10 protein-coding genes and 1 pseudogene are annotated in these 12,509 nt (G+C 47.5%); 2 read left to right on the forward strand and 9 right to left on the reverse strand.

Going from position 1 to position 12,509, the window contains the following annotated elements; all coding sequences use genetic code 11:
- Positions 1–255: pseudogene (locus HMPREF9469_RS21820) on the forward strand (IS110 family RNA-guided transposase); the annotation flags it as partial.
- 139 nt (positions 256–394) lie between these two features.
- Here HMPREF9469_RS21820 and HMPREF9469_RS21825 read toward each other — a convergent pair.
- The 6 genes from HMPREF9469_RS21825 to HMPREF9469_RS21850 are packed head-to-tail and all read right to left on the reverse strand — an operon-like array spanning position 395 to position 5,647.
- Complete coding sequence (locus HMPREF9469_RS21825; RefSeq protein ID WP_007866905.1) at positions 395–1,327, reverse strand: transketolase family protein; 933 nt, start codon at positions 1,325–1,327, stop codon at positions 395–397.
- Positions 1,320–2,156 carry a transketolase gene (locus HMPREF9469_RS21830; protein WP_007866906.1) on the reverse strand — a complete coding sequence of 279 codons (837 nt, stop codon included), beginning with the start codon at positions 2,154–2,156 and terminating at the stop codon, positions 1,320–1,322. The genes HMPREF9469_RS21825 and HMPREF9469_RS21830 overlap by 8 nt, the downstream gene beginning before the upstream one ends.
- On the reverse strand, positions 2,141–3,103 hold the full coding sequence (locus tag HMPREF9469_RS21835; RefSeq protein ID WP_007866907.1) for a transketolase family protein: 963 nt from the start codon (positions 3,101–3,103) through the stop codon (positions 2,141–2,143). Before HMPREF9469_RS21835 ends, HMPREF9469_RS21830 begins: the two co-directional genes overlap by 16 nt.
- A complete protein-coding gene (locus HMPREF9469_RS21840) occupies positions 3,103–3,933 on the reverse strand; it encodes a transketolase (RefSeq protein ID WP_195415366.1) in 831 nt (276 codons plus the stop codon). Before HMPREF9469_RS21840 ends, HMPREF9469_RS21835 begins: the two co-directional genes overlap by 1 nt.
- 5 nt (positions 3,934–3,938) lie before the next feature.
- A complete protein-coding gene (locus HMPREF9469_RS21845) occupies positions 3,939–4,604 on the reverse strand; it encodes an aspartate/glutamate racemase family protein (protein ID WP_007866911.1) in 666 nt (221 codons plus the stop codon).
- A gap of 14 nt (positions 4,605–4,618) precedes the next feature.
- A complete protein-coding gene (locus tag HMPREF9469_RS21850) occupies positions 4,619–5,647 on the reverse strand; it encodes a zinc-dependent alcohol dehydrogenase (RefSeq protein WP_007866913.1) in 1,029 nt (342 codons plus the stop codon).
- Positions 5,648–5,981: 334 nt separating this feature from the next.
- Between HMPREF9469_RS21850 and HMPREF9469_RS21855 the strand changes: the two genes are divergently transcribed.
- Positions 5,982–7,334, forward strand: a complete 1,353-nt coding sequence (locus HMPREF9469_RS21855) for a helix-turn-helix transcriptional regulator (RefSeq protein ID WP_007866915.1) — start codon at positions 5,982–5,984, stop codon at positions 7,332–7,334.
- 214 nt (positions 7,335–7,548) lie between these two features.
- Here HMPREF9469_RS21855 and HMPREF9469_RS21860 read toward each other — a convergent pair whose 3' ends face one another.
- The 3 genes from HMPREF9469_RS21860 to HMPREF9469_RS31480 form a co-directional block, all read right to left on the reverse strand.
- The gene (locus tag HMPREF9469_RS21860) at positions 7,549–9,183 is read right to left on the reverse strand and encodes a serine hydrolase (RefSeq protein ID WP_007866917.1); all 1,635 of its coding nucleotides are present in this window, start codon (positions 9,181–9,183) and stop codon (positions 7,549–7,551) included.
- 168 nt (positions 9,184–9,351) lie between these two features.
- Positions 9,352–11,262 (reverse strand): sensor domain-containing diguanylate cyclase, encoded by a 1,911-nt coding sequence (locus HMPREF9469_RS21865; RefSeq protein ID WP_007866918.1) that lies wholly within the window; start codon positions 11,260–11,262, stop codon positions 9,352–9,354.
- Positions 11,263–11,396: 134 nt separating this feature from the next.
- Positions 11,397–12,470 carry an NUDIX domain-containing protein gene (locus tag HMPREF9469_RS31480; protein WP_330363689.1) on the reverse strand — a complete coding sequence of 358 codons (1,074 nt, stop codon included), beginning with the start codon at positions 12,468–12,470 and terminating at the stop codon, positions 11,397–11,399.
- Between the last annotated feature and the right edge of the window lie 39 nt (positions 12,471–12,509).

Raw genomic sequence — 12,509 nt, forward strand, 5'->3', positions numbered from 1 at the left:
GATTCCGGGGATTATTCTCAGAAGAGTGTGCATGTTTCCAAGCATGGCTCACCCGCTTTACGCAAAACACTGTACCAGGTCATGGATGTTCTAATTAAAACCAAACCGGATGATCCCGTTTATCTATTCATGGACAAGAAGCGCGCACAAGGTAAACCTTACTATGTTTACATGACCGCAGGTGCCAATAAATTTTTACGTATTTACTATGGGCGAGTGAAAGAATATCTTGCTTCTCTTCCGGCATCGGAATAACCAACACGTAAAACCTGTTTTTAGACCGGCATATCCTGGCGGTCTTATTTTGATACCCACTTTTCAACCTGTATAAATTTTTCAATGTTCTTTAAAATTTAGCTTGACTTTTTATTTGCAGGCTTATTCTATCTGCCATCTATTGAAGGCTTTGGACACTCTCCACAATACCTTTGGAATCCAGGCCAAAAAAGCCCAACAGTTCAGGAAGGCTTCCTGCTGTCCCAAATGTTGTCATTCCTAACCTTTTAAAATGCTTCGGATGTACATTATGTTCCACCAGCGCCTCAGCCACAGCGCTTCCCAAACCACAGACCGTACCATCCTCCACTGTTATGACGCTCCCGGCCCCTTCACAGCAGCCCGCTAGGGTATCTACATCCAGCGGTTTTATCGTATACATATCCAGAACCGTAACCATAATCCCATCTTCTTTCAGCTGGTCAGCTGCCCTAGCAGCTTCAGCCACACAAGGACCACAGGCCACGATCACCGCCTCCCTGCCATAGCAACGGACATGTATTGCCTTTCCAAACTCAAACCTCTGATTTTCTTTATAAACTACAGGTGTTGCCCCCCTCCCGAGGCGCAGATAAACCGGCCCCTGAAGATCTGCTGCCATTTTCACAAATGCCTTTGCAGCAACCGCATCCGCAGGACAAAGCAGCGCCATATTGGGGATAGTCCTGACAATTCCGATATCCTCTGTGCCCTGATGTGTTACCCCGTCCGTATCCCCTGACAGTCCAGACAGACCCGCGGCCACCTTTACATTGAGGTTGGGATATGCGGCAAATGTACGTATCTGCTCCAGCCCGCGCATAGAGAGGAAGGGGCTGTAACCCACGGAAAAGACACAGCAGCCTTCTGCCGCCATGGCGGCGGAAGCTGTCAACATCCCCTGTTCGGCAATTCCAAACTCAAAATACCGGTCCGGGTACTTCTCTACAAATTTATTCAGGGCAAACGAACGATAGGTGTCTGCCGAAGTAGTTACTACATCATCCCGCATTCCTGCCAGCTCTACCAGTCCCGTACCAAAGCCTGTCCGTGTAGAAACCATCTTATTCATATTTCCCTGCCTCCTCTGCCAGCTCCTCAACTGCAATTTTATATTCCTCATCATTGGGTGCTTTCATATGCCATAGATACTGGTCTTCCATATAGGATACGCCCTTTCCCTTTACTGTTTTGGCTATGATCACAGAAGGGGTTCCTTTAGCAGCTTTAGCTGTAGTAACTGCGTCCAGGATCTCCTCCATGTTATGGCCGTCAATGGTTTGAGTATCCCATCCAAAACTTTTGAATTTCATCTCCAGATTCCCCAAATCCTGAATATCGGCAACCCTTCCCCCTGACTGCAGGCCATTGCAATCCACAATCCATATCAGATGATCAAGATGCGCATTTCCGGCATACATAGCGCTTTCCCATGCAATTCCTTCCTGGAGCTCCCCATCGCCGCAGATAACATAGACATAATGACTGCTCCTGTTCTTCTTCCCAATCAGGGCCATCCCCAGTGAGGCCGCCAATCCATTTCCAAGAGAGCCTGTGGTCATATCCACCCCCGGGCACTTGCGCATATCGGGATGTCCCTGCAGACTGCTGTTTAACTTCCTGTATTCCATCAGATCCTTCTCAGGAAAGAATCCCCGTTTAGCCAAAGCCGCATAGTAGATGGGGCATGCGTGCCCTTTGGATAAGACAAACCTGTCCCTGTCCTTTAAGCCCGGATCGGCCGGATCAAGCTTCAAAATGTAAAAGTACATTGCCGTAATCAAATCTGCCATGGATAGACTGGGAGCCGCATGGCCTGTTTTGGCATGATAAACCATTTTAACAGCATCGAGCCGCAATTCATAGCTCTTTTTATATAAATCCCTTATCTCCTCCCGCATTCCATATCCTCCTTTCTGGAAACCACACTGCGGACCTCATTAACAATCGAATCGGTTCCAAGGCCAAATATCTCCACAAGTTCCTCATAGCTCCCGCTCTCTGTGTAGCAGTCACGTATTCCGAGTCTGGATATCTCTGCCTGGATCTTCTCCTCTGCCAGGACTTCCAGTACCGCGGTTCCTAGCCCGCCAATAATTGAATGTTCCTCCACAATAACCACTGCTCCCGTTTCACCCGCTGCACGGATCACAGTCTCTCTGTCCAGCGGTTTTATTGTAAACATATCAAACAGTCTGGCCCTGATTCCCTGAGCCGCAAGAATTTCCACCGCCTTACCGGCCCTGTAAACAGATAGTCCTACGGCAAAGATAGCCGCATCCTTTCCTTCCGAAAGCTGCTTTGCTTTTCCAATTTTAAAGTTTTCTCCTGTATCATAGATGTTTTTATATCCGTTTCTGGGTATGCTGACATAGGCTGGTCCTTTATAATCCTCCACCAGCATTTTCACCATCCAATCCAGCATAATGCCATCGGAGGGCGACATGACCAGCATTCCGGGAATTCCCCGCATCACGTTAATATCCTCGATCGCATGGTGTGTGGCTCCATCATATCCTCCTCCCAGGCCATTGTTAGAACCTACGATACGCACATTCAATCCAGAATATCCAATCAGTGCCTTAGCGGATAATGCACACATGGAAGACGCCAGTGTGGCAAAGGTATTGACAAATGGAATGAATCCGCTGCAAGCAAATCCGGCCCCCATGGCGGCCATATTGCTTTCTGCAATTCCTACATCAAATGCCCTCTCAGGATAGGCCGCTGCCATCATACAGGTCTTGCTGCTGTTTGAGAGGTCGGCGTCCAGAACTACTACCCTGTCATTAAGACCAGCATATTTAACAAGACTTTCACCGTAAATATCCCTTAACGCCATTCCCATCACTTTATACCTCCCAGTTCTTTCATTGCCTGCGCGTATTCTTCATCTGATACAGCCTTTCCATGGTATTTATTTGTACCTTCCATAAAAGATACCCCTTTTCCCTTAATAGTATCTGCGAGAATCACACATGGTTTCCCATTTCTCATGCTTTTTGCCTTCTCAATGGCCGTATAAATCCCGGCTATCTTATGTCCGTCACATGTCAGGACATTCCACCCAAATGATTTCCAGCGCTCCTCCATATGATCCATGGGCATGACCTGGGCCGTGGTCCCATCTAACTGAACTTTATTCCAATCCACAATACCGATCAAATGGTCGCATCTGAACTTCACCGCAGACATGGCCGCTTCCCATATCGTCCCTTCATTTAATTCCCCGTCACCCATCACGGTAAATACATAGGCATCGTTCCCCATAAGCTGGTTGGCGCAAGCCATTCCTACTGATGCCGACAGCCCAATGCCTAAAGGTCCTGTGGACAACTCCACTCCCGGGGTTTTCGCAGAACAGGGATGCCCCTGAAGGCGGCTGCCCGGCTGCCTTAATGTATGCATTTCCTCCTTTGGAAAAAAGCCTTTTTCACAAAGGCAACGGTAAAGCATGGGCGCTCCATGTCCTTTGGAAAGTACAATCCTGTCCCTGCCGCTGTCATACTGGTTTTCTTTTGAAATATTGGCGCACTCCATGTACAGCGTTACAAGGATTTCGCACTCTGACAGCGAGCCTCCCGCGTGTCCTGTCTGCAATTCATGAAGAATTGATATAATGTCAATCCGAAACTGGCGACAAAGTGCTTCCAACTCTTTTTCTCTTTCCTCTGTCAACTTTATCATCTGTTCACCTCACATATCTCCTGCACTTCCTTTACACAAAGACATGGACTTGCATATACCGGCAATCCTGTGTCTTTCTTGAGAGATGCTTCCATTCCCGCCATGGAACCCTGCGCTAGAATCAATACGTCCACCTCTCCCGCCATGACCTCTGCTTCTTTTCTGATAAGATCGTCATGAAGTTCCGGTCGTCCCTGACTGTTAGCCTCATATGCCCCCTGTGCCACTCTGCCGATCACCCGGACATTCCTCCCCATATCTGAGGCCAGGCGGCGAATATAAGATGCCGTAGGCTCCATGGTGGTCGCCAGGGATGCCACCACGCCAATTCTATCCCCATGCTGTAAAGCCTTTTTAATCATGGCCCTGTCTATACGGATAACCGGTACACTCAGTATTTTATCTGCCGCTTCCGCAACCTCTCCCACAGAAGAACAGGCGCTGATGATCACTTTGGGATCCCACCTGGCAGCAGCCTGGAAGTAATGCATCATGCGTTCCCTCACCCTGTCCGTGACTCTGCCGTGTTCCACAACCTCCCTGATCAGACTGTCATCTGCGATATTTACTATCCTGCAATCCGGCAGCGCTGCTGAAAGTTCTTTTTTCATAGTGTTAATCAGGCCTCCCATAGAGGTATAAACCACCACAACCGTATCCATAACCGATTCCTCCATTAATCCATGTATTTGTTAAAACGAAGAACAATCTTCCCCGTCTCAGGACGCCTTTGGCCGGCAAGGGCAAAGGCCTTTTTTGTATCCCTGAAATCAAAAACATCCGTAATTATCCTGTCCGCGTGCTCCTGATACTGCCTAAAATTTGAAATCACAGGTGCAAACTGATGCATTTGAAGTCTTGAAGCCACGATTTTCAACTGCTTTCTCATGGCCTTATAGCCATCAAACATAAAGGGCACAGCCGCTACCGGCACGAATCTTCCGCATGGGGACAGCATGTCAATCGCTTCCTCATCCAACTGCACGATACCTGCGCAGTCCGCAATAATGTTAGGTCCATAGCCTCCGGTCAGTTCCATGACCCGCTCCCTGAGATTATCCCTGGTGGAATCTATTACATATGGTATTCCAATTTCTCTGGCCATTCTAAGCCTTCCGTCACTAATTTCACTAATCATTACCATTGCCCCCATATGTATAGCCGTATCTGCAAGCATGAGACCAATAGGTCCAGCCCCATATATCAGCAATGTGTCTTCTGGTGCCAGTTCAGCCCGGGCACATACCTGTGCCGCTATGGTATAAGGTTCGATCAATGCAGCTTCATTCCAGCTGATCCAGTCAGGAATCCTGTGCCACTGCCGCTCATCTGACACAAAGTATTCTTCCAGTCCCCCGGACATATTGCAGCCTGTCACTTTCACTTGTGCACACACATTTCCTTCACCTTTTAAACAGGCGTAGCATTGGCCGCAATACGAGATCGGCTCATGGACAACACGGTCTCCTTTCTTTAAGCCCTTAACTTGCCCTCCTATCTCTGTGACAACCCCGGCAAACTCATGTCCAGGTATCCTTTTTTGTCCCATGGATAGAGAATGATGTCCCTCATAAATTTTAATATCTGTTCCACATATACCAACTGACTCAACTTGTACTTTGACAGCGGTAGGGCTGCAGATCTGCGGTTCTTCCACCTCAATAAAACCGGCAAATCTGGTATCCTCAATCATAAACGCTTTCACTTTATCCTTCTTTCTGCCATATCAAAATTGATTCTGACGATCTTAGGTATTATTTACTGCCAGCAGCTTCCTACTCCTATAAACTAGCTCCGAGGCATCAAAAAGTATATAGTCATTATCTGCTTTTATTAACAAATTCTGTACTTTTCATGCTGTATATTTCGTTTTTTATTTGCATTTTACGAAATAGGCCACTACATCTTAAGATGTTCCTTATGCTTTTGCTTTTACTTTATACTGTTTCTCAATGTCCAAATCTTGTCTTTTCAAATTTTATATACTATAATAAAACCAAATAAATTCTTATTCTTTAACATTACAGGGAGGAACAACCATGGAGGTCCTGATTGCTATTTTTTTATTAATGGCAGTGTCTGGCATTGCATATATATTCTACAAAAGATATCGTTCTCTCCTTGTGACATATTCGCATGACCAAAAAGAGATAGCTGCATTGCGTTCCATTCTAGATCTTAATCAGCAGGTTCTCCAGTCAAAGCTACTACTTGACTTGTGTTGCGGAACAGATTACAGAAAAGAAGGCATTGTAAAAAGTATTGCCTTTTTGAAACTTGAAGAACGATTGAAGTGTGTGTCTGTTGTGTTAATACAGGTTCCGGTTTCCATCCAGCTCTTTTACAATCTCCACAAATCCGAGTTCAGCGATGCCCAAAAAAATCTGCTGCATACATGCCAGACCGCTTCGGACAACTATTTTCCGTCTTATTGGTTATGGGAAAATCCCGGAACAATTGTTGGTATATTGGATATGTCTAAGACACACTCAGATGACATCCGTCTTTTGGGTATGAATAAATTGGGGGGTGTACTGCAAAGTGTTTGTGCTTCCGGCAATGATAAACCTCCCATAATCGCTTTTGGAACCATCACGTCTTCCATTGAAGAGCTTCATCAATCCTATAGCGCTGCCGCGGAACTTTTAAATCACAAGATCCATAATCATCTGATCATTCCCTATTGCTATGAAGAGTTTCAGCGTTCGGAAGTACAGTTCGATTATAACAAGCAACAACTTCTTTCCAGATATATCCGCCTGGGCAAATCACCGGAGGCCGAGGACTTTCTAAAGTCCTATTTTTCCGTTATCCACGCCAATCCCAATACCTCTGTTGCATCAGTAAAGGAAACAGCATCACAAATTATCAATGTAATAATAGAGACAACAAAAGATATGCCTGTTATTTATGCAGACTGTGTAAAACTTCAAGAACAGGTTCTGGAAGATCTGAACAGAATGGCAAAAGTTCATGATTTTGGTCAACTTCTTCTACCCCTTGTTCAGGATGTATGCGGCCTTGTTCTGGCAGCCAGCGCTAATAAAGGGAAAGTAAAGATTGACCATCTGATAAAATGGATGAGTGAGAATTATAATTCGGACATTTCTCTTGAAACCATGGCCACCTATATCGGATGCAGCCCAGCTTATACAAGCAAACTATTTAAAAAAGAAACAGGATGCGATATCATCACATATTTGTCTGGTCTGCGCATTGAACACGCGAAAGAACTACTCTGCACAACACAAATAACTATTGCTGAAGTAGCAGCCTTTGTAGGCTTTAATAATCAACAGACTTTTATACGTAATTTTAAAAAACTGACCGGTCTGACTCCCACTGAATACCGTAGTCTCCCAGATGGCTTACATATATCTGAGGAATCCTGACACATTGACCTATACTGCATTGCCTGTTGAGTAATTTTTCAGGTACATTAAAAAGAAATCCCGAAGAGTTTCCGCTCTCCGGGATTTCGTTCTGTTACATTTTTCAAGTGGTATAGTATACTTTCTCTACTGATATGATAATACATCAATATATGATGCCTCAAAATCATATTTGCTTTTGTTCTGAATTCAAAATATACTCTACTATCTCATCTTACTCCACCCAAGCCCCATCACTCCCCACATAATGCCCATCCGGCGTAGTGGTGTTAGTCAGCATGGCACCGTCCGGTCCCAGATAGAACCACAGACCATTCTCATCTACCTTCTCCCACTGGTTCTTTGCCATGGCTCCGTTGGAGCGCAGGAAATACCAGATTCCGTTGATCTGTCTCCATCCCTTAGCCATATAGGAGTTGGAATCAATCCAGTAAGAAACCCCGTCCAGTGTCAGCCATTCATTGACCGCCTTGGAGCCGTTGTCCTTCACGTAATACCATCCGGTGGCATCCTGGACCCACCCCTGGCCGGCTGCGGTCCCCGGACCGCTGTTTTCTGTGCTGTTTGTTCCTGTATTGTTCGTTGCTGTATTATTCGTCCCTGTACTGCTGTTTCCCACGGTCCCATTGCCTGCATTTCCAGTGCTGCTTGGGCCTGTCCCGCTGCTGTTTGAACTGCCCAGAGCCCCTGCCTTGGCCAGTTCAAATCCATAGTCAAACATGGACTTAGTATCCGTGTAGTGGGTGGATTTAGCCTTCATGACTACCGCGATCAGCCTTACCCCATCTTTTTCCGCTGCTGTCACAAGGGTGTTGCCTGCCTTGGAGGTATAGCCGGTCTTTCCGCCGATCACCCCTTCATAGTATCTGGAATCGCTGGGGTTGAGCATCTTGTGTCCAATGGACACGGTAAGCCCGGACGGGTTCTTAATGGTGGCGGGCAGACTGTATGTACGGGTAGAGGCAACGGTCTTTACAATATCATTCTGAAAAGCAGCCCTTGCAATCAGCGCCATGTCATGGGGCGTTGTGTAGTGGTTGGAGTCATTAAGCCCATGGGGATTTGTAAAATGTGTATTGGTACACCCCAGGGCAGCCGCTTTGGCGTTCATTTTCTCGGCAAACTGGACATTGCTGCCTGCCACATGCTCGGCCAATGCATTCCCCACCTCGTTGGCGGATTTGAGAAGCAGGGCATACAGGCACTGGCGGACGGTCATCACATCCCCCTCCGTCATGTTGATGGATACCGCACCCGACTCCAGATTGGTGGTAGCAGTGGCAGAAAATGTAACCTTGTCGTCCAGCCCGCAGTTTTCAGCCACCAAAAGGGCTGTCATAAGTTTGGTGATGCTGGCCGGATAATACTTGGTTTCTCCGTTTTTGGAAAACAGGACGTTTCCGGTAGCCGCGTCCATAAGGACCGCACCCTCAGCTGCAACCACCGGCTGCTGGATCGCGGATGTGTCCACGGTACCGATATTTCCTGTTACGTTATTTCCTGTTATGTTATTTCCTGTTGTATTATTTCCCGTATTTCCCTGGCTTCCGGTCCCCGGCGCCCCTGGGCTTATCCCATTCCCGGCCTCTGTGGGAGAGGCGCCGGATGAGGGCTGTCCGGCTGTGTTGTCAGCAGCAGGTCCGCTGGAAGATACCGTGCCTGCATCCCCGCTGCCCGATGGCCCCTGGTTGGACGCAGGGCTTCCCGACTGTCCCCCTGACTGGACGGATGCCACCTGGCTTTCCTCCAATGGGGCGATAACCACGGGGTTTGCGTACACTGCCGTGCTCATCAGCAGGGCGCAGCTTGTACATATACATAAAAATGATTTCCATTGTTTTGATCGCATCTGGCTACCTCTCCTATCACATATATCCTCTGAAAAACAAAATAAGTACACCGTCCTGTGCAGGAAAGCATATGAAATGCCCTCCACAGGACAATGTACTAATCAGTATACCATACTTCCAGGTTACAAAAAACAACTATTTCTGACGATAAACTTACAAAAAAGTTATTATTTTTTAAATACCGTATATCCGTTTTTCTCCCGTTTTTTTGTCTTGTACAAAGCCAGGTCGGCATTTTTATATAAGGTTTCAAAATCCATGCCTGATCCAGGATAGATTGCAATTCCCACACTGGCGGAGACATTGCATTTCCCTGCCTCCGTGGTAATGCAGGTATGCAGGTCCGCAACCAGCTGCTGCACCTTCTTTTCAAGGCTCTCTATGCCTGTAAAGGGAATGAATACGGCAAACTCGTCTCCTCCGATCCGCCCCACAATATCGCCCTCCCTGAAATGGGACTGGATGTTTTGTGCAAACTGGGAAATGACAAAATCACCGGCGGAATGGCCCAGTGTATCATTGACATGTTTAAAATTATCAATATCCAGAATAAGGAAGGCATAGGAGCTGCCCGGTTCCGCCCCCTTCACCTGTTCGCTGATCATCTCCTCTGTTGCCGCCTTGTTATATAGCCCTGTCAGCGGATCGCTCTGCATCTGCTCAAACAGCTTTGTTTCCTGCCGCTTCACCTCATCAATATTCTGGCGGTAGATCGTCATGCGCACGGAATTGTCCTCGCTCCAGAAATAGATGCAGGCCATAATCCGCATCCAATAATAGTCGCTCCCATTATTGGTGATCATAAAGTCATAGGTAAGGCTCTTAACGCCTTGGGAGTATACTTCCATCACATGTTCCGGGGAAAATGTGTCCACATAGCCCCGGCGGTATTCCTCTTTGATCTGTTTATCCGCAATTATGTTCAGCGCTTCACTGTAAGGGGTTTTTACCGGTACTCCCAGGCTCTCAAAGTACCGCTCCGTGTTCTCCCCCACTGCGCAGTTGTGGGTAATGTCCAGCTCATAGATATTCTCGTACAGCTCTTTTGCCGCGTCCTGGCGTATCTTATTATATTCCCGCTCACGGGCAGTTGTAAGTTCAATGATCTGGGCATTGTACCGGCGGATTACCGTGGTGATGGTGAACAGGACCCCTGCCACGATCATCAATATGACCGCAATCCCCTGTTCCAGGGATTCCTTCATGTGCCGGTTCAGGTCTGTGGTATCATTCTCCACCAGAAGATACCAGTCCAGGTTCTCAATGTAACGGGATACCATATATCCCCTGCTCCTGTCGGCTGTATGCCAGAAAGTCTGCATCTCCTCCCTGCCTGAAAGCAGCTGATCCCGCATATCATCATAACTCCCATCATCAAACAGGTTTACCGGCTCATAGGACGTGTGATGGGTGGATATCTCCACCACACCGTTCTCATCCGCCAGTCGGGCCCGGACATTAAATTCATCCTCATAGCTTTTTAGCAGTTCCTGGAGATAATCCACCCTGAACCCCACACCCACAACGCCCATCACGGTTCCATCTCGGTCCTTGATCTTACAGTTGATGAATATGGTGATCTCATTGTCGCCGGCCTCGTCATTATCGATATTCAGGGAATATTCATGAGGATCTGCAATAAAATCATAATACCATGTATTCTCCGGATTCCCCTGTTCCAGTACCCGGTCCAGTCCATTAAAATGATAATAACGGCCTGTCTGGGCGGAGACAAGGAATACGGAATCATAGGCATATTTTTCCCTGTAGGCATACAAATAGTCCCGCATGCTTTTGATAAATGTCTCATCCTCCATACGCGATTGTTCTTCTGCCAGAAATTCCTTTAAAAGACTGTCATTGGCCATGGTAAGGGAGACATTTACCGGTTTTGTAAAAATAGAATCGATCTTATAATAAATGCCCTCGGACGCCAGGTCCGTTACATCCTCCACATCCTTTTCAAATACCCCGATGTTGGCACGGTAACTGGTTATGGACGTAACTGCAAATCCCAGTATAATGATGGTACACACAAAAATATTGGTACGCAGTAAAATATTATTCTTCACACTCATGCTCCCCTCCCCCTGACGTCCCTTTTTCCGAAGGATCAGGCTGGATACTCTTGATTACACTCCTATTCATGCTTATGCCCCTGCATACACTCCTGCCCTTGCTCATACTCCTGCTTATGCCCCTGCATGCACCCTTAGGAATGCCCCTGCATACCCCCCTGGGGATGTCCCTCCAGATATCCCTTTAGAAGTTCCAGTTCATCCATGTACAGGCAATTGGGCAGCGCGGCCTCCCTCACAGCTTCCATGCACTCATCTAGTCCCATCCACATAACGCTTTCCACCTCTTCCTCCTGGAGCTTAAGGTTCTCAGCCTCCACCGGCCTGCGGTATACGTATACATGGCTGTACTCACTGTCCTTAAACATGCTGCCGTAAAATTCTTCTTCCATATAACCTGTATGGATGCCTGCAAATTCCAGGTCCTCCTGCGATGCCTCAATACCCAATTCCTCCTTAAGCTCTCTGAGAGCGGTGGGAAGGAAATCATCCCCTGCCTGGACATGTCCAGCGGCGGAGATATCATAACACCCCGGATAGGAATCCTTACATCTGCTCCGCTTCTGGAGCAGCAGGTCGAAACCGCCATAGGGCCCCTTGCGCACGATCCAAATATGGGCAGTCCCATGGATATCACCGTCCAGATGGACCATGGTCCTCTCCCTTACCCTTCCGGTCCTCTCCCCATGGTCATCCAGTATATCAAAGAGCTCCATCCTCTGCCCGTCAAGGGCTGCTTCCACCAGACAATCGTTATGGTAGGACAGCTTCAGTGAAAAAAACGGCCTGTCCTCATTCATCAGACGGAAGAAGATCTTATCCCCCTCCCAGAGGTTCAGACCCAGCACATCCTCCTTCTTTACCCATTCCAGCACGCCCTCGTTGCAGGAGATCATTTCCCCCTCATATTTGTCCGCAGTATACAGACACATGTACTCGGTATCCCAGCCGTCTGCCATGAAAGTGATCAGCCCCCTAAATCTCCATGAAGTGAGGGTCAGCCCTGTCTCCTCCCTCACCTCCCGCAGCAGGCACTCCTCCGGGCTCTCATTATGTTCAAAATGGCCTCCCACACCGATCCATTTATCCTTATTCACATCATGCTTTTTGCTGACGCGGTGCAGCATAAGATATGCGCCGTCCTTTTCTATATAACAAAGCGTGGTCATCCTGGCCTCTGTTCTCATCGCCTTATCTTCCTTTCTCATAAAAATACCCGCCGGAACAAACACGTCCCGCCGGGTATC

Source organism: [Clostridium] citroniae WAL-17108 (assembly GCF_000233455.1).
Lineage (GTDB): Bacteria > Bacillota > Clostridia > Lachnospirales > Lachnospiraceae > Enterocloster > Enterocloster citroniae.